Annotated in this window: 22 protein-coding genes, 2 tRNA genes and 2 pseudogenes; 21 read left to right on the top strand and 5 right to left on the bottom strand. The window is 63.1% G+C overall.

Features of this window, described 5'->3' with window-relative positions; genetic code table 11:
- Positions 1-194 precede the first annotated feature (194 nt).
- The 4 genes from rplM (at position 195) to IEV75_RS03515 (ending at position 3,826) form a co-directional block, all read left to right on the top strand.
- On the top strand, positions 195-662 hold the full coding sequence (gene rplM, locus IEV75_RS03530) for a 50S ribosomal protein L13 (protein ID WP_188451164.1): 468 nt from the start codon (positions 195-197) through the stop codon (positions 660-662).
- A complete protein-coding gene (gene rpsI, locus IEV75_RS03525) occupies positions 662-1,162 on the top strand; it encodes a 30S ribosomal protein S9 (protein ID WP_188451163.1) in 501 nt (166 codons plus the stop codon). Before rplM ends, rpsI begins: the two co-directional genes overlap by 1 nt.
- 191 nt (positions 1,163-1,353) lie before the next feature.
- The gene (locus tag IEV75_RS03520; RefSeq protein WP_188451162.1) at positions 1,354-2,121 is read left to right on the top strand and encodes a glycosyltransferase family 2 protein; all 768 of its coding nucleotides are present in this window, start codon (positions 1,354-1,356) and stop codon (positions 2,119-2,121) included.
- 1 nt (position 2,122) lies between these two features.
- The gene (locus IEV75_RS03515) at positions 2,123-3,826 is read left to right on the top strand and encodes an ArnT family glycosyltransferase (protein ID WP_188451161.1); all 1,704 of its coding nucleotides are present in this window, start codon (positions 2,123-2,125) and stop codon (positions 3,824-3,826) included.
- Positions 3,827-4,082: 256 nt separating this feature from the next.
- Here the strand turns inward: IEV75_RS03515 and phaC are convergent, their stop codons facing one another.
- Complete coding sequence (phaC, locus tag IEV75_RS03510; RefSeq protein WP_188451160.1) at positions 4,083-6,032, bottom strand: class I poly(R)-hydroxyalkanoic acid synthase; 1,950 nt, start codon at positions 6,030-6,032, stop codon at positions 4,083-4,085.
- A gap of 93 nt (positions 6,033-6,125) precedes the next feature.
- On the opposite strand from phaC, the gene IEV75_RS03505 reads away from it, so the two are divergent.
- The 4 genes from IEV75_RS03505 to IEV75_RS03490 all read left to right on the top strand — a co-directional run bounded on the left by IEV75_RS03505 (position 6,126) and on the right by IEV75_RS03490 (position 9,426).
- Positions 6,126-6,464 (top strand): hypothetical protein, encoded by a 339-nt coding sequence (locus IEV75_RS03505; protein ID WP_188451159.1) that lies wholly within the window; start codon positions 6,126-6,128, stop codon positions 6,462-6,464.
- Between the two features lie 49 nt (positions 6,465-6,513).
- Positions 6,514-7,473 (top strand): class II fructose-bisphosphatase, encoded by a 960-nt coding sequence (glpX, locus tag IEV75_RS03500; protein ID WP_188451158.1) that lies wholly within the window; start codon positions 6,514-6,516, stop codon positions 7,471-7,473.
- A 5-nt stretch (positions 7,474-7,478) separates the two neighbouring features.
- The gene (gene recJ, locus IEV75_RS03495; RefSeq protein ID WP_188451157.1) at positions 7,479-9,257 is read left to right on the top strand and encodes a single-stranded-DNA-specific exonuclease RecJ; all 1,779 of its coding nucleotides are present in this window, start codon (positions 7,479-7,481) and stop codon (positions 9,255-9,257) included.
- Positions 9,258-9,351: 94 nt separating this feature from the next.
- Positions 9,352-9,426, top strand: a tRNA-Glu gene (locus IEV75_RS03490).
- A 57-nt stretch (positions 9,427-9,483) separates the two neighbouring features.
- Here the strand turns inward: IEV75_RS03490 and IEV75_RS03485 are convergent.
- Positions 9,484-9,810 carry a hypothetical protein gene (locus tag IEV75_RS03485; RefSeq protein ID WP_188451156.1) on the bottom strand — a complete coding sequence of 109 codons (327 nt, stop codon included), beginning with the start codon at positions 9,808-9,810 and terminating at the stop codon, positions 9,484-9,486.
- 334 nt (positions 9,811-10,144) lie between these two features.
- Between IEV75_RS03485 and IEV75_RS03480 the strand changes: the two genes are divergently transcribed.
- The 4 genes from IEV75_RS03480 (at position 10,145) to IEV75_RS03465 (ending at position 14,455) form a co-directional block, all read left to right on the top strand.
- On the top strand, positions 10,145-10,501 hold the full coding sequence (locus IEV75_RS03480; protein WP_188451155.1) for a hypothetical protein: 357 nt from the start codon (positions 10,145-10,147) through the stop codon (positions 10,499-10,501).
- A 92-nt stretch (positions 10,502-10,593) separates the two neighbouring features.
- Entirely contained in the window at positions 10,594-11,892 is a 1,299-nt protein-coding gene (locus tag IEV75_RS03475) for an outer membrane beta-barrel protein (RefSeq protein ID WP_188451154.1), read from the top strand.
- 129 nt (positions 11,893-12,021) lie between these two features.
- Positions 12,022-14,262, top strand: coding sequence for a GumC family protein (locus IEV75_RS03470; RefSeq protein WP_188451153.1), 2,241 nt, complete (start codon positions 12,022-12,024; stop codon positions 14,260-14,262).
- A gap of 116 nt (positions 14,263-14,378) precedes the next feature.
- Positions 14,379-14,455: transfer RNA gene (locus tag IEV75_RS03465), tRNA-Asp, on the top strand.
- Positions 14,456-14,529: 74 nt separating this feature from the next.
- On the opposite strand, the gene IEV75_RS03460 is transcribed toward IEV75_RS03465, so the two are convergent.
- The 3 genes from IEV75_RS03460 to IEV75_RS03450 are packed head-to-tail and all read right to left on the bottom strand — an operon-like array spanning position 14,530 to position 17,932.
- Positions 14,530-15,768 (bottom strand): ABC transporter permease, encoded by a 1,239-nt coding sequence (locus IEV75_RS03460; RefSeq protein ID WP_188451152.1) that lies wholly within the window; start codon positions 15,766-15,768, stop codon positions 14,530-14,532.
- Positions 15,765-16,454 carry an ABC transporter ATP-binding protein gene (locus IEV75_RS03455; protein ID WP_188451151.1) on the bottom strand — a complete coding sequence of 230 codons (690 nt, stop codon included), beginning with the start codon at positions 16,452-16,454 and terminating at the stop codon, positions 15,765-15,767. The genes IEV75_RS03460 and IEV75_RS03455 overlap by 4 nt, the downstream gene beginning before the upstream one ends.
- Positions 16,454-17,932 carry an efflux RND transporter periplasmic adaptor subunit gene (locus tag IEV75_RS03450; RefSeq protein ID WP_188451150.1) on the bottom strand — a complete coding sequence of 493 codons (1,479 nt, stop codon included), beginning with the start codon at positions 17,930-17,932 and terminating at the stop codon, positions 16,454-16,456. The genes IEV75_RS03455 and IEV75_RS03450 overlap by 1 nt, the downstream gene beginning before the upstream one ends.
- Positions 17,933-18,265: 333 nt before the next feature.
- On the opposite strand from IEV75_RS03450, the gene IEV75_RS03445 reads away from it, so the two are divergent.
- From IEV75_RS03445 to IEV75_RS03405, 9 genes and pseudogenes are all read left to right on the top strand, one after another.
- Complete coding sequence (locus IEV75_RS03445; RefSeq protein WP_188451149.1) at positions 18,266-18,631, top strand: NADH-quinone oxidoreductase subunit A; 366 nt, start codon at positions 18,266-18,268, stop codon at positions 18,629-18,631.
- A pseudogene (locus tag IEV75_RS03440) lies at positions 18,601-19,201 on the top strand (NuoB/complex I 20 kDa subunit family protein). The gene IEV75_RS03445 and the pseudogene IEV75_RS03440 overlap by 31 nt, the downstream one beginning before the upstream one ends.
- A gap of 31 nt (positions 19,202-19,232) precedes the next feature.
- The gene (locus IEV75_RS03435; RefSeq protein WP_188451147.1) at positions 19,233-19,838 is read left to right on the top strand and encodes an NADH-quinone oxidoreductase subunit C; all 606 of its coding nucleotides are present in this window, start codon (positions 19,233-19,235) and stop codon (positions 19,836-19,838) included.
- Positions 19,839-19,957: 119 nt separating this feature from the next.
- Positions 19,958-21,160, top strand: coding sequence for an NADH-quinone oxidoreductase subunit D (locus tag IEV75_RS03430; protein ID WP_188451146.1), 1,203 nt, complete (start codon positions 19,958-19,960; stop codon positions 21,158-21,160).
- Positions 21,160-21,534 (top strand): nuclear transport factor 2 family protein, encoded by a 375-nt coding sequence (locus IEV75_RS03425; RefSeq protein ID WP_188451145.1) that lies wholly within the window; start codon positions 21,160-21,162, stop codon positions 21,532-21,534. Before IEV75_RS03430 ends, IEV75_RS03425 begins: the two co-directional genes overlap by 1 nt.
- Before the next feature lie 5 nt (positions 21,535-21,539).
- Positions 21,540-22,247 (top strand): annotated as a pseudogene (gene nuoE / locus IEV75_RS03420) (NADH-quinone oxidoreductase subunit NuoE); the annotation flags it as partial.
- A gap of 260 nt (positions 22,248-22,507) precedes the next feature.
- Positions 22,508-23,809, top strand: coding sequence for an NADH-quinone oxidoreductase subunit NuoF (gene nuoF / locus IEV75_RS03415; protein ID WP_188451144.1), 1,302 nt, complete (start codon positions 22,508-22,510; stop codon positions 23,807-23,809).
- A gap of 7 nt (positions 23,810-23,816) precedes the next feature.
- Positions 23,817-24,305, top strand: a complete 489-nt coding sequence (locus IEV75_RS03410; protein WP_188451143.1) for a hypothetical protein — start codon at positions 23,817-23,819, stop codon at positions 24,303-24,305.
- Complete coding sequence (locus tag IEV75_RS03405; RefSeq protein ID WP_188451142.1) at positions 24,302-24,604, top strand: YciI-like protein; 303 nt, start codon at positions 24,302-24,304, stop codon at positions 24,602-24,604. The genes IEV75_RS03410 and IEV75_RS03405 overlap by 4 nt, the downstream gene beginning before the upstream one ends.
- The last annotated feature ends 14 nt before the right edge of the window (positions 24,605-24,618 follow it).

The raw sequence follows: 24,618 nt of genomic DNA, 5'->3' as shown, positions 1-24,618 counted from the left end.
TGCGACAGTGCGCGGCTTCCAAATGCTGCGCTTGCTCAATAAAATGCGGTATCTAAATACCGCATTGCTATCATGCTGAATTACAGTGTTTTTCATGGGCAGTGTTGACAGTAACGGCCAGCAGGCGTAACAGCCCGCATCCCATGAGAGGCCGGGCGGTTCCGGCTTCGCTGTCCAGTTTCAAGGCCCAAGCGATGAAGACCTTCTCCGCCAAGCCCGCAGATGTTGAACACAAATGGGTTGTGATCGATGCCGAAGGCGCCGTTGTCGGCCGTCTCGCGGCCTATATCGCGACCCGTCTGCGCGGCAAGCACCGTCCTGATTTCACCCCGCACACCGATTGCGGCGACCATGTCGTGGTCATCAATGCCGACAAGGTAATTTTCACGGGTAACAAGTTCGAGGACAAGCGCTATTACCGTCACACGGGCCATCCGGGCGGTATCAAGGAAACGAGCCCGCGCAAGCTGATCGAGGGCAAGTTCCCCGAGCGTGTGCTGGAAAACGCCGTGAAGCGCATGCTGCCGAAAGAAAGCCCGCTGGCACGCACCCAGTTCTCAAAGCTGCGCGTCTATGCCGGTGCAGAGCACAAGCATGAGGCCCAGCAGCCGGAAGTCGTCGACTTCAAGTCCCTCAACACCAAAAACGTGCGGAGCGCATAATGGCCGAACAAGCACGCTCTCTTGAAGACCTGAAATCGGCGATGAAGCAGGCCGATGCTCCGGTTGTAACCGCAACCGAAGACAAGGTTATTGCTGAACCGAAAATCGACGAGCATGGCCGCGCCTATGCCACTGGCAAGCGCAAGAATGCCATTGCCCGCGTCTGGATCAAGCCGGGTGCCGGCAAGATCGTGGTCAATGGCCGCGAACAGGAAGTGTATTTCGCGCGTCCGGTGCTGCGCATGATGCTGGCCCAGCCGTTCGAGACGGCTGAACGCATGGACCAGTACGATGTGTATGCCACGGTGACGGGCGGTGGCCTGTCCGGTCAGGCCGGTGCGGTGCGTCATGGCATTTCCAAGGCCCTGACCTATTACGAACCGGCCCTGCGCGGCGTGCTGAAAGCCGGTGGCTTCCTCACCCGTGACAGCCGCGTCGTCGAACGCAAGAAGTACGGCAAGAAGAAAGCCCGCCGCAGCTTCCAGTTCTCGAAGCGCTAAGGCTTATTCTGCGCACTTGCGCGCAGCCATGCCGATTATACGAAACGGGCGGTGCCGGATGGTGCCGCCCGTTTTGGTTGCTAGGGTGACGGGCGGCATATCGTGCCTCCCCATGCCGGAGGGGTCATGCTATTGACCGTCGCCAGGGCGGAAGGACAATTTCCGCGTAATTACCGGGACTGCTTGCGCTGATGACTGTTTCTGCTGACCGCCCCCGCCTGACGACCCTCATCCCGGCCCTGAACGAGGCGGAGAGTATCGAGTCGGTAGTACGCGAAGCGCGCGATGTCATTACGGCCGCAATTCCCGAAACAGAATTTCTTGTGATTGACGATGGCAGCACGGACGGTACTGCCGAGGCGCTGGCTGGCCTGATGGCGGAGGACAGCCGTATCCGCCTGATCCGTCATCCGAAGCGCTCGGGCAAGAGCGCGGCCCTGCGCACCGGTATGATCGCCGCCCGCTCGATCTGGGTCGCCACGATGGACGGGGACGGGCAGGACGATCCACGTTCCATCCTCGACATGGTGGCCGAGATTGACCTGGACGTGACGGGCGAACGCGCGCTGGTGGCGGGCTGGCGCCAGAACCGCACTGACGGAAACAGCCGCAAGTTCGCCTCGCGCTTTGCCAATGGCCTGCGGTCCAGCCTGCTGAACGATTCCTGCCCCGATACCGCCTGCGGGCTGAAGCTGGTGGTGCGCGACCTGTTCCTTGCCATGCCGTTCTTTGACGCGCTGCACCGCTATATTCCGGCCTTCACGGTGCATCTGGGGTTCAGCTATGTCAGCGTGCCGGTGGTGAACCGCGCGCGGTCGGCAGGCCAGTCCAAATACACCAATATCGGGCGTGCGGCGGCGGGCCTGTTCGATCTGATGGGCGTGGTCTGGCTGATGCGGCGCACCCATGTGCCCGCGTCCGAACTGCTGCTGGGCCGCAAGGGCGGAGATGGCGCATAGCATGAATGACTGGCTTGAAACGCTCCAGAAACCGGGCGCGCGCGGCGGGCTGAACCGCTATGCCTATCTGCTTCTGGTGCTGGTAGCGCTGGCGGCGATGCTGCCCGGCTTTTTCACCATTCCGGCCATGGACCGTGACGAGTCCCGCTACATGCAGGCCAGCCGGCAGATGATGGAAACCGGCGACTTCATCGATATCCGCTTTCAGGACGAAGCGCGCCACAAGCAGCCTGTCGGCACTTACTGGGCGCAGGTGATCACCACGACGCCGTTCGGTGGGGCGGAGGCTCCGGTCTGGGCGCACCGTCTGACCAGCCTGTTCGGGATTCTGGCCGCGATCATCATGACAGGCTGGCTGGGCAGCCGGCTTTTCTCTCCGCAAGTGGGTATCGCCGCAGGGCTGGTGCTCGCCATCGCGCTGTCGCTGCAGGTGGAGGCGCGCACCGCCAAGACCGACGCGCTTCTGCTCGGCTTTGGCATGCTTGCGCAGATTTCGCTGGCCATGCTGGCCCTGAAAATCACCGAAAAGCGCCCCGCCTTTATCGGCTGGCCACTCGCGCTGTGGGCGGCGACGGCGGTGTGCATCCTTATCAAGGGCCCGATCTTCACCATGGTGACGGGCCTGACGCTGGTGGGCTTCATCGCGCTGACACGCGATTTTGACCTGCTCAGGCGCATCCGGCCCGGCTTTGGCCTGCTGGTCGTCATCGCTATTGCCGCGCCCTGGCTGGTGGCCGTGACGATTGTGACCGATGGCGCCTTCCTGGCCGAAGCCGTTGGCTGGTCTATGCTGCGCAAGGTGTCCGAAGCGGCCGAGAACCATACGGGCCCGCTCGGCTTCCATCTCATGCTCTCGCCGGTCACGCTGTGGCCTGCGGCCGCTCTGCTGGCGCTGGCGGTGCTGGCGGCGTGGAAGAACCGCTCCGACCGGACGATCCGCTTCCTCGTGGCGTGGATCGTGCCGACCTGGATCGTCTTCGAACTCATCACGACCAAGCTGCCGCACTATGTGGTGCCGACCTTTCCGGCCATTGCCATCCTGATGGGGCTGGCGCTCAAAGACGTGCCAGGGGTGCTCTCCGGCCTGAAACAGCGCATTTTCCACTGGGTGGTGGCAGCGGCGGTGATCGTCGTTTCCGGCGTGCTCATCGCGCTGCCGATTGCGGCCCATATCGAGTTCAATGGCGAAATCGGGCTGGATGCGTGGATTGCCGCGATTGCCGGTGTGATTGGCCTGATCACCGTCGCGGCGCTGGCCTATGCGCCGTCCCTGCGCACGCTGGGCGTGGCGGGCGTCGGCGCGATTTCCGTCTATGGCGCGATGTTTGGTGTGGTCATCCCCAATATTGACGCCATGTGGCCCTCAGAGCGGGTAGGGCGTGTGGTCGACCGGCTGGAAGGGTGCGAGACCCTCTCCATTGCCACGCTCGGTTATCGCGAGCCCTCCAACGCCTTCTATCTCGGCACCGATGCCCTGTTGGCGGACAATGCCGATGCCGCCGCCGATGTGCTAGTGAGCGACCCTGCCTGCGGCCTCGCCATCGTGGATGTGGCCGAGCGCGAGGGCTTTGATGCCGCGCTCGCGGCGCGCGGGATCAGTGTCCGCCCGCTGGCGACGGTCTCCGGCTACAACCTCGTCAAAGGCGATGCGCTGGAGCTGGCCCTGCTGGTGACGGAGGGGTCTGAGGTGCGGCTGGGGGAGTAGGGCTTGGCTCTAATTCCAAACTCGCGTTTCCCCGGCGGACGCCGGGGTCCAGTTTTGAAGCTTCCCGTGATGTCATGGGTCCCCGCTCGGGGGGCGGGAACGCGGAAGTGGAGCCACCTGAAATTCTGCCAGCATTTAGGCTGACCCTTCCACCGGGTTCCCGGGCTTGCCTGTCTCCGTGAAAACGGGGAACCCGGGATCCAGAAAGACTGGGCACCGGCTTTCGCCGGTGAAACGCACTCAGGCGGAAGCGCTCTCAACTCCTCACCTTCACATACTCTCCCGGTGCCGGGCACAAAGGCTTGAGCTTGCCGCCGCCGGGTTTGCGGGCTGGCACTTGCGCGTCGTTCATTGAGAGCAGCCAGGCCTTCCAGTGCGGCCACCAGGAGCCGGGATGCTCCTTGGCACCTTTCAGCCATTCCTCGCGGCTTTCGGGCAGGGCCTCATTGATCCAGTGCTGGTATTTGTTGGCGTCCGGGTGATTGACCACGCCGGCGATATGACCTGACCCGGCCATCATGTATTGCGTCTTGCCGCCGAACAGGCGCGCGGAGCGGTAGACGGAGTCCGCCGGGGCGATGTGGTCTTCCTTGCTGGCCTGCATGAAGACCGGGATTTTCACCTTCTTCAGGTCGAGCCTGTGGCCGCCCAGCTCCATCTCGCCCTTGGACAATGCATTGTTCTTGTAGAACTTCTCCAGATAATAGAGGTGGAGCGTCTTGGGCATGCGCGTCTGGTCGGCATTCCAGTAGAGCAGGTCAAAGGCCTGCGGCGTCTTGCCGAGCAGATAGTTGTTGATGACAAACGACCAGACCAGATCGTTGGCGCGCAGCATGTTGAACGTGTCGGCCATGGTGCGCCCGTCCAGCACGCCGCCTTGCGCATCCATCAGCCGGCCGATTTCCTTGAACCATTCCTCGTCGATGAAGACGAGAAGCTCACCCGCCAGCGAAAAATCGAGCTGGGCGGCGAAGAAGGTGGCCGAGGCGATGCGGTCATCGTTTTCTGCCGCCATCAGGGCCAGCGCACTGCCGAGCATGGTGCCGCCAATGCAATAGCCGATGGCGTCCACCTGCCGCTCGCCAGTGGCTTGCTCCACGCATTCCAGCGCCTCAAACAGGCCCTGGCGGATATAGTCCTCGAACGTTGCGTCCTTCATGGACTGGTCGGGATTGACCCAGGAGATCAGGAAGACGGTGAAGCCCTGCTGTGTCAGCCAGCGGATCAGCGAGCCCTGCGGGCGCATGTCCATGATGTAGAATTTGTTGATCCAGGGCGGGGCGATGAGGATCGGGCGCTGGCGCACCGTGTCCGTCGCGGGCGCATACTGGATCAGCTCCATCACCGCATTGCGGTAGATGACATCGCCGGGCGTGGCGGCAAGGTCCTTGCCTACCTCGAAGCCTTCCATGTCGGTCTGGGTGAGGGCGAGGCGGCCATTGCCGCGTTCGAGATCGTTGACGAGATTCATCAGCCCGCGTGACAAATTCTCGCCCTTGCTCTCGAAGGTGGCTTTCAGCACGTCCGGGTTGGTCAGCGCGAAATTGGTCGGCGACATGGCGTCGATCATCTGGCGGGTGACGAAGTTCACCTTGCGCCGCGTCTCCTCGTCTATGCCCTTGGCATTGTTGACGAGATTCAGCAGGAAGCGCTGATTGAGCAGGTAGGACTGGCGCATGGCGTCGAACATCGGGTGCTCGGTCCATTCGGCCGAACGCCAGCGCTTGTCGCCTTTTTCCGGCTCGATGACGGGCGGCGCGTCCTCGCCCATCATCTTCTTGGTCGCGCCCGCCCACAGATCGAGATAGCCGCGATAGAGATCGGACTGCGCCTGCAGCAGCAATTCGGGATCGCCCAGCACGTTTTCCCATGTCTTGGCCAGCTCCGGCGAGGCGTGCAGCGGGTCCGCCTGCGGCGACAGAGTCGGATCACCCTCCAGAGAGCGGCGCATCATGTCGGCCATCAGCTTCTGACTTTTCAGCGCAGACTGCATGACATTGCGCGAGATGGTCTCCAGCGTTTCCAGATCGGCTGCGGGCAGGGCGGGAAAGGGGGCCTCCGGTGCAGGCGCTCCGCCCATCGGCGCGGCCTTTTCCGTTTCCTTGCCTGGCTTGGGCACGCGCTTGGCCGCAGCGGCTTTCGCCGCCGGTTTCTTGCCTGATGACGCGGGTTTCTTGCGTTTGGAGGGTGTTTTCTTCTCGGCCATGACAGACAGCACTTCCGGTAGGGCGTGACACTTGGGAAGCGAAGCGTATAGAAAGCGTGTGATCCGTCCAATCCCTTCCGGAGGATGACTGCCTTGCGCAAACTTATGGCCTTGCTGACCAGCATGGCGCTTGCCGGCCCGCTGCTCGCCGGTTGTGCCCTGGTGACCGTACCGGAAGCGGAATCCGGCTGGACGCAGGAGCGCATGGCTGGCGATCCGGCCCGCGAAGCGCCGGCGTTTGTGCCGGAGATACCGCGCCCGGAACTGGAAAGCTGGCGCATGGCGACCGCCGCGCGGGAGCTTGCCGATACCCGCGACCTGGTGGTGTCGCAGGCACAGCTGATCCAGCTTCCTCCGATCGACCCTCTGGTATACGGCCAGCAGGCACGAGAACGCGCTACGCCGCCGCCTTCGCCTGCCCGCCGCGACTGAGCGCTACTGCTCGACTGGTTCTGCCTTTGATAAAAGGAATGTCTGTCCTATGACCTCGCCGTCCCTATCCAATCTCGCCCTCGGTGCTGTTGAGGCTGCGGAGCGCGCGGCGATTGCCGCGGCACGCCTTGCCGGTCATGGCGACAAGATTGCCGCCGACCAGGCGGCGGTTGATGCCATGCGCAAGGCCTTCAACGACATGCCGATGCGCGGGCGTATCGTGATCGGAGAGGGTGAGCGCGACGAGGCGCCGATGCTCTATATCGGCGAGGAGGTCGGTACTGGCGAAGGCCCGGAAATCGACATTGCGCTGGATCCGCTGGAAGGCACATCGCTGACCGCCGGCGGCAAGCCGGAAGCGCTGACGCTGCTGGCGCTGGCGCCGCGTGGCGGGCTCCTGCATGCGCCCGACACCTATATGGACAAGATCGCCGTCGGTCCCGGCCTGCCGCAAGGCGTAATCAATCTCGACAAGCCCGTCGGCGAGAACGTGGCGGCGGTGGCGAAGGCCAAGGGCGTGCCGGTTTCCGACATCACTGTCTGCGTGCTGGAGCGTGAGCGTCACCAGTCGGTCATTGACGGTATCCGCGCTGCCGGCGCGCGCGTCGTGCTCATTCCCGATGGCGATGTGGCGGCCGTTATCGCGGCGGCTGATCCCAAGCGGCCGATCGACATGTATGTCGGTCAGGGCGGCGCGCCGGAGGGCGTTCTGTCCGCGGCGGCCCTGCGCTGCCTCGGCGGACAGATCGAATGCCGGCTGTTCTTCCGCAATGATGATGAGCGCGCACGCGCCGCCAAGACCGGGATCAAGGATCTGGACCGGAAGTATTCCGGCGCGGAGCTGGCCTCGAAAGATTGCCTGTTCGTCGCCAGCGGTGTGACAGGCGGACAGTTGCTTGAGGCGGTTACGCACGGGCCGGGCACGGTGACGACGCAGACGCTTCTATTGTCGTCCGCCCCGCGTTCGCGCCGCATCATCACCACCCAGCGCTTTGTGGAGGGCAGCTGACCGCCGTGACCGCCAGCCGCGAAGCGCTTTTTGGTGTCACGGCTTCGGTAACCGGCCGGGCATGGGCATTGAGCGAGGCGCCGGACGATCTCGTGGCCGCCATTGTGCGCGCGACCGGCTGCAATGATGCACTGGCCCGCCTGATGGCTGCGCGCGGCATCGGCGTTGAGGAGGCCTCCGGCTTCCTGTCTCCGCGCCTGCGTGACAGCTTTCCGGATCCGTCCAGCTTCAAGGGTATGGACGACGCGGCCCGCGCCGTGTGGGACGCCGTGGAGGCGGGTACACGCATCGCCGTGTTTGCCGATTACGATGTAGACGGGGCGAGCTCGGGCGCGCAGCTGGTGCGCTGGCTGCGCGCGGTGAGCCAGGAGCCCCTGACCTACGTGCCGGACCGGATAGAGGAGGGGTATGGCCCGTCCGCCGAGGCCTTTGCCAGTCTTCAGGCGGCCGGCGCCGGACTGGTCGTGACGGTGGATTGCGGTGCGGCGGCACACAGCGCGCTGGAAAGCGCGGCGGGCATGGGCCTGCCGGTCGTGGTGATCGATCACCATCTCATGGACGGCGCTCCACCGCCTGCGCTGGCGCTGGTCAACCCCAACCAGCCGGGCGACACATCGGGCTGCGGGCATATGGCGGCGGCAGGCGTTACGCTGGTGTTTCTGGCTGCGCTGAACCGCGAGGGCAGGGCGCGGGGCGCTTTCAAGTCCGGGGAGCCGGATATCCTCGCCATGACCGATCTGGCGGCGCTTGGCACGGTCTGCGACGTGGTGCCGCTGACCGGGCCTAATCGGGCGATTGTCACACAAGGCCTCAAAGTGATGAGTGGCTGGCAGAAGGCCGGTCTGGCGGCGCTGGCGGAGGTCTCCGGCCTGTCGGGACCGGCAAGCCCCTATCATGCCGGCTTCCTTCTGGGGCCGCGTATAAATGCCGGCGGGCGCGTCGGCGTGGCGGGCCTCGGGCTGGAATTGCTGAGCAGCGATGATCCGGTGCGCGTCCGCGAGATCGCGCTTGAGCTTGACCGGCTGAATGCCGAACGCAAGGCGATAGAGGACGCGGTTCTGACAGCCGCGCTCGAGGATATTGAGTCGGGCCGCATCGATGTCAGCGGGCCTGTTATCGTGCTGGCGGGCGAAGGCTGGCATCCCGGCGTCATCGGTATTGCGGCCGGGCGCATCAAGGACCAGTTCAACCGGCCCACTATCGTGATCGGCGTGGAGAACGGCGTGGGCAAGGGATCGGGCCGGTCATGCCCGGGCGTCCATCTGGGCAATGCGATACTCGCCGCGCGCGAATCAGGCCTGCTGGAGAAGGGCGGCGGGCACGCCATGGCGGCGGGGCTGACCGTGGATGCAGACCGGATTGACGCCTTGCGGCAATTCCTCACCGAACGCCTCGCGCCGGAATGGGCCGCCGCCGATGAGGCCCGGACCTTGCGGCTGGACGGGATTGTTCATCCGGCAGCGGTGGATTTCGATTTCGGGGAATCCCTGAAGCAGGCCGCTCCATTTGGCATGGGTAACCCCGAGCCGCGCTTTGCCCTGTCTGACCTGCACATACGCTTCGTCAAAGAGGTCGGCACAGGCCATCTGCGCTTCACGTTCGAAGCCGGTACGGGCGCGCAGCTCTCCGGGATCGCCTTCCGGGCGCTGGGAAAGCCGCTCGGCGATGCCCTCATGGCCGGGCGGGACCGCAAATGGCATGTGGCCGGGCGGATCAAGGCCGAAGATAATCGCTTCGGACGCAAGGCCGAGCTGCATCTGGAAGACATGGCAGCAGCAGGTTGAACGCGGCCGCACTGCGCAATCTTGTACAAGAAGCTACCTGCAGGGCTTGCGTGAGGGATTCCGCTTGGATATAGAACCGCTCTCGCGTTGATGCGGGCCCTTCGTCTATCGGTTAGGACGCCAGGTTTTCAACCTGGAAAGAGGGGTTCGATTCCCCTAGGGCCTGCCACCGCGAGACTATTCCAGCAATCATGGTTGCGCGTGGGGCTACTCGCGGCTGGCCAGGTCAGCGTATCAGCGCGGCAACCGCCCAGACCAGAGCGGTCCAGGCGACGCCATTGATGGCGACGACCAGTGCGAGCGTGCGCCGGGTTGACCATTTGGGCTTTTCACCGGGCAGGCCGGTGTCGGTGATCTGGACATTGAACCCGGCTAGCTGCGCGTCAAGATGATGCTGGAGCGAGCGCGCCGGTGAGAGGGCGGGGCTGACCGGACATGTCGGCGTATCCAGAAAGCGAGCCGGCGGGTTGCTCATTGCGGGTATGGCAATGTCATCGGACAATGTGCCGGAAACTGTGCTGTCGGCGTTTTCAGACCGTGCATTGACAGCCATCAGACTGGCCCCCGGATATTTGACAGTTCAGCAAGTAATGCGATTCCAGCACTTAAAGAATGTATAATCGGTCTGTACACGGCACGCTGCTCGGCGGCTGGAAGGGTGCAGGTGGATGGCAGCGTGTCATTTTTGCATCTAGAAGCGAATATTGCTGCGCCAGTAGCGCGAACACCCGGTTCGCATGTGATTTGGCTGGCGCGGCAAGCAGGGTTTTGATAGTGGTAAACCGAAAGTAAATTCGGAGGGGTTCATAATGAAATCCGCTATCAAGTTTTCAAAAGCTGTTTTGGGCGCCGCGATATTTGGTCTTGTTCCGGCCGGAGCCGTGAGCATGCCGGCGCATGCGATCGCCGCTGTTCAGGAAGCCCCGACCGTTCAGGAAGTCGCCGACGCAATTGTCGCCGCCGTTGCGGCGCTCGGTCCGGATGCATCTGCGGAAGAAGTCGAGGCGGCCATCGTTGCCGCCATTCTGGCATCTGGCGCGGACAGCCAGACTGCGGCCGCGGCCCTCACAGTCGCTTCTGCCAACCCGGTCATGCAGACCGCAGCAGCCCAGTCCGCAACGCAAAGCGTTTCGGCCCAGCTGTCCAGCTCCGGTGTTGCGGGTGTGCCTGGTGGCCCCGCCGGCAGCACACCCACGCCGCCCCCGCCTCCGCCTCCTGGCGGCCGTGGTGGCTCTGACTACTAAGACTGAACAGACCCTGCGGCGGATCGGCTGATATGGCCATCCGCCGTCAGAACCGGGCATCGGGTGCGTGACGCATTGAAGGTGGGGACGAGATGGTTGGCCTTAAGAACAAGCTGTTTTCGGGTGCAGGCACGGTAGCATTGACGCTGACCGCCAGCGGGGCAGCTGGCGTTGGAGCTGTCGGCACCGCCGACGCGCAATGGCTCTGGGATCGTGACCGCAATGTCAGTGTCACGCAGCGTCCCCGCCCTGAGTATGACGCCCTCGGCATTCGGTCCGGCGCCTTCATCTGGCGCCCCCAGCTGGAGCTGGGTGTCGAGTTCAACGACAATATCTTCGCGACAGCGACGAACGAAGAGTCCGATACCATTTTCGTGATCAACCCGTCGGTGACGGTTGATACGACCTGGTCACGTCACGCCTTCAATGCGTTCGCCGATGTCCGCCACAACGAGTACGCCGATTTCGGCTCCGAGAGCACCACCGATTACTCGCTGGGTGCGGGTGGCCGGCTGGATATCTATCGTGGCAGCTCGGTGGGTGCCTCGGCGTCTCACAGCCGTGGCACGGAGCCGCGCACCTCTGCCGGTGCTGCCGGGTTCGCCGCCGAGCCGATACGCTTTGACACGACCACTTTTGCCATCGGTGCCGAGCATACCTTCAACCGGCTGCGCCTCCGGGGCGGATATGATTTCGCGAAATCGGACTATGACGATGCGCTGCTGATCGGCGGCGGTGTCGCGAGCCAGGATTTCCGCGATCAGGACATGCACCGTTTCACCCTGCGCGGTGATCTGGCAATCAGCCCGGACACGGCTGTCTTCGCGCGCTACCGGCACAATCAGCGCGATTTCCGCCTGTCGCCTCCGGCCGTGGCCACCAACCGCGATTCTGACGGCTACACGTTTGATGTGGGTGTCGAGTTCGATCTTGGCGGGCTGGCGCGCGGGGAGATCGGCGTCGGTTACATGAAGCAGGAATATGACAGCCCCGTTTTCGGTTCGGTGGACGGTGTGAGTGTTGACGGCCTGCTCGAATGGTTCCCGACCCAGCTGACCACCTTCACGTTCACCGCCCGCCGCGGCATCGAGGATTCCGGCATTGCCGCCTCGGCCGGCTATATTGGCACCTCGGTGTCGGCCCAGGCCGACCATGAGCTGCTGCGCAATGTCATTCTGACGGCGCGGGTCGATTACGCCAATGACGAGTATCAGGGCATTGACCGAGAGGATGAGCGCTGGGGCGCAACCGTCCAGGCGACCTATCTGATGAACCGCAATGTGGGCCTGACGGCGAGCTACAGCCATCTCGACCAGAGTTCGTCCGGCACTGCTGGGCCGCGCGATTTCAGCACCAATCGCTTCATGCTCGGTGTCGTGCTGCAATACTGAGGCAAGCACCGCAATGCGGCCAGCACTGGCCCCGAAATTGCTTTCCTGTTTACAGTTCTGGCGGCTGATGACACTCGCGCTAACGCGTGAGTGCCTGCGAGGCCGCCTAGTCGAATATCCGGGGTAGTCATGGCGTATAATCGAGGCGAGCAGCCGCTGCATGCCGATCAGGCCGCCGGGGACGAGCTGGTCGATCTGCGTCAGTTGTGGCGGATATTCCGCCGGCGTCTGCCGGTTTTCGCCGCAGTGGCCTTCGCGGTGTTCGCGCTGACGGTCATCGTGACCATGCAAATGACGCCGCAATACACGGCGACAGCCAGTGTCATCATCGATTCCCGCCAGTCCCAGGTTGTCGATATCGAGGCCGTGCTGACCGGCGTGGGCTCCGATGCACAGGCGCTGGACACCGAGGTGCAGCTTATCCAGAGCCGCTCGCTGGCGCTCGCCGTGATCGAGAGGCTGGATCTGACGGCCGACCCGGAATTCAACAGCCAGCTGCGCGAGCCATCGGGCCTTGGGGCTATTACGAGCGCCGTGCGCAACTTTCTGTCCGCACTCGTGCCCTCCCAGGCCGCCAGTCCGGGCGTCGATGACGGCCAGCGTACGCTGGAGTCGGTAACCTCGGCGGTGCTGGACCGGCTTTCTGCGCGCCGTTCGGGGATGACCTATGTCATATCGATCGCATTTCGCTCGGAAGATCCCGCCAAGGCCGCGCGTATCGCCAATGCCTTCGCCGATCTCTATCTGCTGTCCCAGCTGGAAGCGAAATTCGACGCGACCGAGCGTGCCAATACCTGGCTGAATCAGCGTCTGGATGTGCTGCGCGAGGAAGTGCGCACGGCAGAGCAAGCTGTAGAGCTTTACCGGGCAGAGAACGGCCTGCTGGATGCGGGCGGCAGCAGCCTGACCGAACAGCAGATTTCGGATCTCAATGCACAGCTTGCCATTCAGCGGGCCGAACTGTCGGCTGCCGAATCGTCCCTGCGCAGCGTTCAGACGCAGCTGGATCGCGGTGCGTCGCTCGACACGATCGGCGAGGTGCTGCGCTCGGAAACCATCCGGGCCTTGCGAGCCCAGCAGACCGAGACCAGCCGCCGCCGCAGTGATCTGGCATCGCGCTATGGCCCGCGTCACCCGGAGTTTCTGGCCGTTGAACGCGAGGTGGCCGATCTGGAAGAGCAGATCAGCCGTGAAATACAACGCATTGTCGCCGGGCTGGAGACCGAGGTGAATGTCGCCCGTCAGCGGGTGGCATCATTGCAAAACACGCTGGCGGGTTTCCGCGACGAGCTGGTCACGAATAACCGGGCGCTGGTGCGTCTGCGTGAACTCGAGCGGGAGGCGGAGGCCTCGCGCACACTGTTCGAATCCTTCCTGAACCGCTTCCGTCAGACGAGCGAACAGGACGACCTAACGACGGCTGATGCGCGTATCGTTGCGCGCGCGCCGGTGCCGCTGGAACCCAGCGCGCCCAACTGGATGCTCAATCTGGCCATGGGCCTTATTCTGGCCGGCATGGCGGGGGCGGGTACCATCGTTCTGCTGGAGGTATTTGATAACGGGGTGCGCACCGAAGCCGATGTCGAGCGCGAGCTGGGCGTGGCGCATATCGCATCCGTGCCGCTGCTGGGGCAGGGGCGGTTCGGCCGGAAGAGATCCGGCAAAAGCGATCAGCCTTACGACTATATCCGCGAGAACCCGCTTTCCGGCATTGCAGAAGCCTTCCGCGTGATCCGTTCGGCGATCCTGCTTTCCAACATTGATGCCGCACACAAGACGGTGGCGATAACGTCTGCGCTGCCGGGCGAGGGCAAGACAACCACGACCTATTCGCTCGGGCGCATATCCGCGATGTCGGGGTCGCGCACGCTGATCATGGATTGTGATCTGCGCCGCCGCCTGCTGACCAAGGCTGCCGCTCCGCAGGCGGCGAAGGGCTTGCTGGAAGTGCTGTCTGGCGACTGCACGCTGGATGAGGTGCTGGTGGCGGATGCCGAGCAGGGGCTTCACATCCTGCCTGTTGTCGAATCCCAGTTTACCCCGCGTGACGTGTTCAATTCCGACGCCTTCAAATCCCTCATGGCCGTTCTGCGCCAGCGTTATGATCTGGTGTTGATTGATACAGCGCCCGTTCTGGCCGTGACCGATACACGGGTTATCGCCGCGAGGGCCGATGCGGTGGTGATGAATGTGAAATGGAAGACGACGCCGCGCGAGGCCGCTGCCAGCGCACTGGAAACCTTGCACGATGTGAGGGCGAATGTGCTCGGCGTTGCCCTTGCGCAGGTCGATATGAACGCGCAGGCCCGCTACGGGTATGAGGGCTCGTCCTATTATTACAAGAACTATCGCAGCTATTATTCGGGGTAGGGTCAGGAGGCTGTGTATTTCGTCGCAGCGGTCTGACCGAACCGGCTTGACCGGCCAGAACACGCCGATTAAGTAACGCGTCTCGTTCGGGGCCAGCCCCGATGAAGAAGTGCCAAGCGGGTGTAGCTCAGTTGGTTAGAGTGCCGGCCTGTCACGCCGGAGGTCGCGGGTTCGAGCCCCGTCACTCGCGCCACTTCTTCCAGAGAAAAACGAAAAAGGCCGCTCCTGTCCGGAGCGGCCTTTTTCGTTTGGTGAAGCGGCAGGCGCCTACTCGTAGCGCAGCGCGTCGATCGGGTTCAGCCGGCTGGCACGATGCGCGGGATAGAAGCCGAACAATATGCCGACGCCGGCTGCTGCGCCGATGGCGACAAAAGCGATCATGGGCTCGATCGAAACGGGAAACTGCCCCATCGATTCCACGACCAGGGCACCAATGGCGCCGCACGCCATGCCGACGAGCCCGCCCGCCACGCACAACACCACCGCCTCGATCAGGAACTGGTTTCGAATATCGGCCTGCTTTGCCCCGATGGCCAGGCGCAGGCCGATCTCTCGTGTGCGTTCGGTCACCGACACCAGCATGATGTTCATGATGCCAATCCCGCCAACGACGAGCGAGATCACCGCTGTGGCGGCCAGCAGCAGCCCCAGCTGGCTCTCCGTCTCGTTGCGGGCGCGCAGGAATTCGGCAAAATTGACGACGGCAAAATCGTCCGTGCCGCCAATGCGTATGTTCCGCCGCACGCGCATCAGATCGGTAATCTCCTCTGTGGCGGCCTCCATGTTGCGGGCACGGTCGATGCCCAGCCATATCGACTGGACCGGGTTGCGGACCCCAGCCGTGGAAAGCCCGCCCAGACGGTTGCGCATGGTTGTTGCGGGCACGAAAATCACATCGTCCTGGTCCTGGCCCCAGCTGGACTGCCCGCGCTCGGCCAGTATGCCGGCTACTTCAAGCGGAACCCCGCTTATGCGCAAGCTTGCCCCGATTGCGCCGCCCGCGGGAAACAGTTCGTTGGCGACGGTCCGGCCAATCACGGCAACCCGCGCGGCGCCGTCGAGCTCGGGCACGGTGAAAGCCCGTCCTTCAACAATGTCCCAGTCCCGGACGATGAAATAGTCCGGATGTGTGCCGGCCACTTCGGTGGACCAGTTGACGCCATCGACCACGGCCGTCAGTCCGCGTTGCTGGATGATGCCGGCTGCCGCGATAACGTAGGGCACAGTTTCACGCAGCGCCTCGACATCCTCATCGCTCAGCGGTGTTGCCGAACCGGAGCCGCCGCGCACCCCGCCCCGGAAAGATGAGCCGGGACGCAATTGCAGCGAGTTTGCACCCAGGGCGCTGATCTGTGCGTCTACGGCGGCTTTGGCGCCCTGGGATATCGAGATCATCACGATCACCGAGCCGACGCCGATAATCACGCCCAGCATGGCCAGAAAGCTGCGCAGCGCGTTCACGCGCAGCGCGTTGAGGGCGACGCTGACAGCAGCAGCAAAATTCATTGGATGTCCTCCACGATCCGGCCGTCCCGGAACACGATGCGCCGTCTGGCCCGTGCGCCCACCTCAGCCTCGTGCGTGACGAGTATGAGCGTGATGCCGGATGCGTTCAGCTGGTCAAAAATGTCCATCACATCTTCAGACGTGCGTGAGTCGAGGGCGCCCGTGGGCTCGTCGGCCAGCAGGATACGCGGCTCATTGGAGAGGGCGCGGGCGATCGCGACGCGCTGCTGCTGGCCGCCCGAAAGCTGCGAGGGGTGGTGATCCATACGGTCGCCCAGGCCTACCATCTCCAGACAGGCTGCTGCCCGTTCGCGCCTCTGAGCGGCCGGCATGCCGCGATAGAGCAGGGGCAGGGCGACATTGTCGATTGCAGGGGTGCGCGGCAGCAGGTTGAATTGCTGGAAGACGAAGCCGACAGTCTGGTTGCGGAACGCTGCCAGCTCATCGGGTGTGCGGTTCAGCAGCGACTGTCCGGCAATGGTCAGTTCCCCGCCGCTGGGCGTATCGAGTGCGCCGAGCATGTTCATGAAGGTCGACTTGCCCGAGCCGGACGCGCCCATCACGGCGACATAACCGCCCTCGGCAATATCGCAATCGATACCGCGCAGGGCATGAACATCGCCTCCGCCCAGCTTGTAAACGCGCGAGAGCTGGCGCGCCCTAATCAGTGTTGCAGGGGCAGCCATCAGCGCACCTCACGCACGCGCACCACAACGTTCTCCCCTTCGCTTATGCTTTCGCCCATGACCTCGGTATATTGACCGTCCGACAGCCCGACGCGCACAGGGCGCGATTCCAGCCGCCCGTCGGCGCGCTGGACCCAGATGGTACCCCGCTGGATTTCGGCGCCTGCAGTGCCGCGGCGGCCCTGGCCGCTGCGGGCCTCCGCCATCATCGCCGTCAGGCGGTTCATCTCTTCAAGGGTCAGTACATCGCCAAGCGCGCGTTGCAACATGGCCTGCATGTTCCCGCCGCCGCCCGCGCCTGGCGGGCCGCTGCGGCGCATGGTCTCAAAAGCCGACCGGAGGGCCTGTTCGGCTTGTGCGCGCCGGTCGGCGGGCAGCTCCAGCGGATCCAGCAGGCGGGCCATCATTGCATTGCCGCGCTCGCTCTGCCCGCCGCTATTGCCCGCGCTGCCGGGGGCAACCAGGCTTTCTGCGGCTCCGCGCGGCTGGAAACGCAGAGCCGTGGCCGGAACGGTCAGTGCGCCCTCAACATCGCCGGTAATGATGTTCACATTGGCCGTCATGCCCGGCAGCAGGCGCTGACCGGGATTGTCCGCCTCGATTACGACCGTGTAGGTGACAACATTCTGTTCGGCGATCGCGGCAAGGCGGACCTGACGCACTTCACCGGAGAATTCACGTTCCCGGAAAGCATCAACTTCGAAAGTGACAAGCTGGCCTACCGCGATCTGGCCGATATCGGATTCGTCTACCCGGGCCTCGATCTGGATGCGCGAAAGGTCGCGCGCGATGATGAAGAGAACCGGCGCGTTGAGGCTGGCGGCCACCGTCTGGCCAACATCGACCTGCCGGTCGATTACAACCCCGTCAATGGGGGAGCGGATGGTGGCGCGCTCCAGATCAACCTGCGCGCTTTCCAGGCTGGCCTGGCGCTGGTCGAGCGTGGCGCGGGCATTTCGCAGATTGGCTTCGGCCACCTGGACAGAGGCCTGTGCGGTGTCACGCGCCGTCTCGGCGGCGTCGAACTGCACCTGTGAATAGGTGCCGCGCTCGGTCAGCTCGCGAGCACGTTCGAATGCGCGCTGCGCTTCGCGCGCCTCGGCGCGCGCCCGGGTCAGATTGGCCTGGCTGACCGAAACCTGGGACTGCGCCACCTCCAGGCTCGCCTGGGCCTCGCGGACGCGGGTCTCGAAGGTCTGCGGGTCCAGCCGGGCAATCACCTGTCCGGCTTCCACCTCGTCGTTGAAGTCTGCCATCAGCTCCAGTATCTGGCCGGAAAGCTGCGAGCCCACCTCCACGGTGATGAGGGGCGCTATCGAGCCGGTCGAGGCAACCTGACGCGACAGGTCGCGCGCTTCGATCCTGCCGGTCTCGACCTGAAGCCTGCCTTCGCCGGACGGCGCAAATGACTGCCACGCCCAGAACCCGGCCAATGCAACAAGGACGATGGCCAGGGCGGGGAGGAGGAATTTTTTCATATCTGCTTCTGCTCGCAAGAATGTTGAAGGGTCCGCTTTAGCCGGAACCGGTTCATCACGTCCAACGCGATGAAGGCCTATTTTCCGTCGCTTAGATGAACCGGAACTGAGTTTGGCCCAGCTAGATGAGAATGGCTCGCAAAAACAGGTGCTTGCAGCGGCAATATGCGCTTCAATTGATGTCTCATACGGCTTGCGGGCGCGGGCGGTGCGCACTAGCTTCCGCCCAAATTGACAGAAGGCCCGTTCTTCTGTCAGGGGCTTTTGTAACGGTCGGGCGCGGCAGGGCTGCGTTGCGGCTTCCGGGGCTGATCAGCTACGCCAGGGCGGACCATGGACGCGGTACTTCTGGAATACCTTCCCGTTCTGATCTTCTTTGCCATCGCACTGGCAATGGGGATCGGCTTCATCGTGGCAGCGGCGGTGCTGGCGCCGTCCGATCCTGATCCGGAGAAGGTCTCGACCTACGAGTGTGGCTTCAACGCCTTCGAGGACGCGCGCATGAAGTTCGATGTGCGCTTCTATCTGGTGGCGATCCTCTTCATCATTTTCGACCTGGAAGTGGCGTTCCTCTTCCCTTGGATATTCCCGATGTTCGAAGGCAATATCTTCGCCTTCTGGTCGATGATGGTATTTCTCGGCGTGCTGACCGTCGGGTTCCTCTATGAGTGGCGCAAGGGCGCCCTGGACTGGGAGTAAGCGATCATGGCAAATCCCACTGTTCCGGCACTCGGCGCGGCGCGCACCGGCGTTCCCGCCTATGACCCGAAAAAACATGACCCGTTCTTCGACGGCCTGTCAGACCAGCTGGCTGACAAGGGCTTTCTGGTGGCGCGTGCCGACGATCTCATCACCTGGGCGCGCACCGGCTCGCTGATGTGGATGACGTTTGGTCTGGCGTGCTGCGCGGTCGAGATGATGCAGGCGGCCATGCCGCGCTACGATCTCGAACGCTTCGGAGCCGCGCCGCGCGGTTCACCCCGCCAGTCCGACGTGATGATCGTGGCCGGCACGCTGACCAACAAGATGGCTCCGGCCCTGCGCAAGGTCTATGACCAGATGCCCGAGCCCCGCTACGTGATTTCCATGGGCAGCTGCGCCAATGGCGGAGGCTATTACCACTATTCCTATTCGGTGGTGCGTGGCTGTGACCGGATCGTGCCGGTCGATATCTACGTTCCGGGCTGTCCGCCGACCGCCGAGGCGCTGGTCTATGGCATTCTCCAGCTGCAGAAGAAAATCCGCCGTGAAGGCACGATCGAGCGCTAGTTGAAACCGTCAGAGCAAGCGAGCCCCTCCGTTGAGCAAGCCCGATACCCTCTCAGAACTGGCAGCCCATCTCGATGATGCGCTGAACGAGGATGTGCGCGAGCACGCCATTGCCCATGGCGAGCTGACGCTGACCATTCACCGGGACCGGGTGAAGAAGGTGCTGCGCTTCCTGCGTGATGACCCGGCCTGCCGTTTCACCACGCTTATCGATATTTGCGGTGTCGACTGGCCCTCGCGGTCTGACCGTTTCGATGTCGTCTACCACCTCCTGTCCATGCACAATAATACGCGGATCCGGGTGCTGCTGACGGTGGCGGAGGACGCGAACGTCGACAGCGTGGTGGACATTTATCCGGCAGCCAACTGGTTCGAACGTGAAGCGTTCGACATGTATGGCGTAGTGTTTGATGGCCACCCGGATCTGCGCCGCATCCTCACCGATTACGGTTTTGAGGGTTTCCCGCTGCGCAAGGATTTCCCGCTGACCGGCTTTGTCGAGGTTCGCTATGACGAGTCGCAAAAGCGCGTTGTCTATGAGCCGGTGAATCTCGTCCAGGAATACCGCGACTTCGATTTCCTCTCGCCGTGGGAAGGCGCCAGGCTCGTCATTCCCGGTGATGAGAAAGCGCAGTGAGTGGGTAGAAAAGACATGAGCATCGCCGCCGCACGCCACCTTGAAGACCGGACGTCAGAGTGCGCCCGTTATTCGCTACTCACTACTCGCTACCCGCTCTTGCACGGAGGTGCGCCGCTGTGACCGATACGCCCGCCGAACAGGAAGTCCGCAATTTCACGATCAATTTCGGCCCGGTGCACCCGGCCGCGCACGGCGTGCTGCGCATGGTGCTGGAGCTGGATGGCGAGGTGGTCGAACGCGTTGATCCGCATATCGGCCTGTTGCACCGCGGCACCGAGAAGCTGCTGGAGCACAAGACCTATCTGCAGGGCATCGGTTATTTCGACCGGCTGGATTATGTCGCGCCGATGAACCAGGAGCATGCCTTTTGTCTGGCGGTGGAGCGGCTCGCCGGCATTCCTGTCCCGAAGCGCGGCCAGTATGTGCGCGTGCTCTATTGTGAGATCGGCCGTATCCTCAATCACCTGCTGAATGTCACCACGCAGGCGATGGACGTTGGCGCGCTGACCCCTCCGCTCTGGGGCTTTGAAGAGCGCGAAAAGCTGATGATCTTTTACGAGCGTGCGTCGGGCGCGCGCCTGCACGCGCACTATTTCCGTCCCGGTGGCGTCCATCAGGACCTGCCGCAGACGCTGATCGACGATATCGCGAAATGGTGTGAGGAATTCCCCAAGGCGCTCGACGATATTGACGCGCTTCTGACCGATAACCGCATCTTCAAGCAGCGCAATGCCGATATCGGCGTCGTTTCAAAGGAAGATGCGCTGGCCTGGGGCTTTTCCGGCGTGATGGTGCGCGGCTCGGGCATGGCCTGGGATTTGCGCCGCGCGCAGCCCTACGAGGTCTATGACGAGCTCGATTTCAAGGTCGCGATTGGCAAGAACGGCGATTGCTATGACCGCTATCTCGTCCGCATGGAGGAGATGCGCGAGTCCTGCAAGATCATGCAGCAATGCTGTGAATGGCTTTCCAAGCCTGAAAATCAGGGCGAGGTTCTGCCGACCGACACCAAGTTCGCACCGCCGCGCCGCGCCGAGATGAAGCGCTCCATGGAAGCGCTCATTCACCACTTCAAGCTCTACACCGAGGGCGTCCATGTGCCCGAAGGCCATTGCTATGCCGCTGTGGAAGCGCCCAAGGGTGAGTTTGGTGTCTATCTGGTCGCTGATGGTTCCAACAAGCCCTACCGTGTGAAAATCCGCGCGCCGGGCTTTGCCCACCTTGCTGCCATGGACCATCTCAACAAGGGCCACATGCTGGCTGATGTCTCGGCCATTCTCGGCTCGCTCGACATCGTGTTCGGTGAGGTGGACCGGTAATGCTCGCCGCCCACGCCATCGCTGAAGCTGCGAAAGGTCCGGCGCTGGTCGCGCAGGCCCAGCTCGCTGCGTACAATGCGCGCGATCTGGACGCCTTCTGTGCCTGCTTTGCCGATGATGTGGAAGTCTATGATTTTCCGGGCGTCTTGAGCCTCAAGGGGCAGGAGGCATTTCGGGCGCGCTATGCCGAGCGGTTCAGGAGCGAAGGGCTAGAGGCCATCGCCGTGCACCGCGCGGTCATCGGGTCTCGCGTGATCGATCATGAGCGGGTCTGGCTGGAAGGCCGGGGCAAATCCGCGCCAGTCGATCTCGTTGTCATTTACACCGTGCGCGATGATGTGATCGCGCGCGTCGACTTTATAAGGGAAGGGTAGCCGGGATGAGCGTCCGCCGTCTTGCCGCCGCCGAAGTGCAACCGGAAAGCTTCACGTTTTCAAAGGAAAGCGAGAAGAAGATTGCGTTCTGGATGAACAAATATCCGGAAGACCGGAAGGCGTCCGCCGTCATTCCGCTGCTCTGGCTGGCCCAGAAGCAGGAGGGGTGGGTGTCCGAGCCGGCCCTGCGTGAGATCGCGGCGCGTTGCGAGATGCCCTATATCCGCGTCTACGAAGTCGCGACTTTCTACACGATGTTCAATCTGGAGCCGGTGGGCCAGCACCTGATCCAGGTGTGCGGCACTACGCCTTGCTGGCTGCGCGGGGCCGATGATCTCAAAGCGGTGTGCGAGAAGCGCATCGGCAAGAAAGGGCGCGGCAGTGTGAGCGCCGATGGCAAGTTCTCCTGGGAAGAGGTGGAGTGCCTTGGCGCGTGCTCGAACGCGCCCATGGTGCAGATCGCCAACAAGGACGGCGATTTCTATTACGAGGATCTGACGGCTGAGGCGCTGGAACGGATTCTCGATGACCTGGCCGCCGGCAAGCCGGTGGAGATGGGTCCGGTTACGGGGCGTAAATGCTCCGAACCGACGGAGGCTGACGTGGCCGTTCTGGCCGCGGCCGAACTTTATGATGGCAGCCGTGCGCGGCCCTTGCCCTACCTGCCCAACACGCCGGAGGCCAAGGCGGCCGAGCAGTCTGAAGACCCGGCGCCCGTCAAGAAGGGGCGTCCGGCCCGCAAAGCGGCCGACGCGGACGAGGCTGGCGGCGCGGTAAAAAGCGCGCCGCGCAAGGCGGCAAAGGCCGCCGACGCCGCCAAAATTGGAACGTCCGGTCCGAAGAAGGTGACCGCCAAAGCGGTTGAGAAAAAGACCGGGGCGAAAAAGGCGCCGGCCGCCAAGACTGCCGCGAAAAAGCCCGTGGCCAAAAAGCCTGCGGCGAAGAAACCTGCTCCGAAGAAGGATGCTGAATAATGCTTCTTCACGATAAAGACCGGATTTTCACCAATCTCTATGGCCGCCATGACTGGCGCCTTGAGGGCGCGAAGAAGCGTGGGTGCTGGAACGGCACGGCCGAAATCCTGCAGCAGGGCCGTGACTGGATCATCGACGAGATGAAGGGTTCCGGCCTGCGCGGACGCGGCGGGGCAGGCTTCCCGACGGGTCTCAAATGGTCGTTCATGCCCAAGGAAGTGGGCGCGCGCCCGCATTATCTGGTGGTCAATGCGGATGAATCCGAGCCGGGCACCTGCAAGGACCGGGAGATCATGCGCAATGATCCCCACCACCTCATTGAAGGCTGCCTTGTCGCCAGCTTCGCGATGCAGGCTCATGCCTGCTACATCTATATCCGCGGCGAATACGTGCATGAGCGCGAGCGCCTGGAAGCGGCCATTGCCGAGGCCTATGAGGCCAAGCTGATCGGCAAGGACAATGTGAACGGCTGGGATTTCGACCTCTACATCCATCATGGCGCAGGGGCCTATATCTGCGGCGAGGAAACGGCGCTGCTGGAAAGTCTGGAGGGCAAGAAGGGCCAGCCGCGCATGAAGCCGCCATTCCCGGCCGGTGCGGGCCTTTATGGCTGCCCGACGACCGTGAACAATGTGGAATCGATCGCCGTTGCGCCGACCATTTTGCGCCGGGGCAAGGAGTGGTTCCTCCAGTTTGGCCGTCCGAACAATTCCGGCACCAAGATTTTCTCCATTTCCGGCCATGTGAACGCGCCGTGCAATGTGGAAGAGGCGATGTCGATCCCGCTCAAAAAGCTGATCGAGACCTATGCCGGCGGCGTGCGCGGCGGCTGGGACAATCTCAAAGCCGTCATTCCGGGCGGGTCTTCCGTCCCGCTAATCCCCAAAGACATCTGCGATGACGTGCTGATGGATTTCGATGCGCTGCGCGATGTGAAATCGGGCCTTGGCACCGCTGCCGTAATTGTGATGGACAACTCCACAGACGTGGTGAAGGCGATTGCCCGCATCAGCTATTTCTACAAGCACGAAAGCTGTGGCCAGTGCACGCCGTGCCGTGAGGGTACGGGCTGGATGTGGCGTGTGCTGGAGCGCATGGCGCGCGGCGAAGCGGAGATCGGCGAGATTGATGATCTGCTCGACGTGGCGGGCCAGGTGGAAGGCCACACGATCTGCGCGCTCGGCGATGCGGCGGCCTGGCCGGTGCAGGGCCTGATCCGCCATTTCCGCCACGAGATCGAGGACCGGATCAATAATTACCGCGCCGGCAAGCCGGTGTTTGTCCCGGTCGCAGCGGAGTAGGGGATTTATGTCGCTGTTCGGTAGATATGCTCTGGCCATCTTCGCCGCCGCGCTCGCAATGAGCGTGGTGAGCGCGTTGGTTCTTGAGGTATCTTTGAACGTGGGCCATTCAGAGCCTGCGGTTGGCGGGCATTGGTTTGATGATCCCCACTTTCACCGGACTGGTTTTTTCTTCGCCTTGTCAGCCGTGGTCTATTTGGCGCTCATCGCGGCGATTTGCGTTCCGGTATGGACCGTAGTGCGAAATTTCTGGCCTTCGGCGGCTTTGTCGCGGCGCGCTGTCCGAGGCGCTGTGACGTTTCTGGTTCTTCCGTGCTGCGTATTCGTGCTGTTCGTTCTGGATAACGCTATCAGGTTTGATGCTGCGGCAGTCTCGATGGAGACGGCGTGGCTTGCGTTGGACGTTCTGGTCCAGCTTGGTGTACCGGCAGCCGTAGCGGGCGCGCTTTTCGGCATTCTTGTCGGCACTTCGGAAGGGGAGGTCAAACCGGCATGACCGAGAAACACTTCATCCTCTTCTACGAGACCGCTTCTGACTACATGGAGCGCCGGGGCGAGTTTCGCTCCGCGCACCTGGGTCTCGCGCGCGAGTTTCAGGCGCGCGGCGAGCTGGTGCTGGCCGGTGCGCTGGCCGACCCCGCCGATGGCGCGGTTCTGGTATTCAAGGGTGAAGACAAGAGCGTCGCCGAGCGGTTTGCGAACGAAGACCCGTATGTGAAGAACGGGCTGATCGCGAACTGGCACGTGCGCGAGTGGACGACTGTAGTGGGCGAAGGCGCCCTGACAAAGGTTTGAAGCCCGAAGGGGCC

Origin of the sequence: Glycocaulis albus (genome assembly GCF_014639075.1) — a bacterium.
GTDB classification, from domain to species: domain Bacteria; phylum Pseudomonadota; class Alphaproteobacteria; order Caulobacterales; family Maricaulaceae; genus Glycocaulis; species Glycocaulis albus.
Note: the sequence above shows the minus strand (reverse complement) of the source record. Positions and strands in the feature narration are given on the sequence as shown.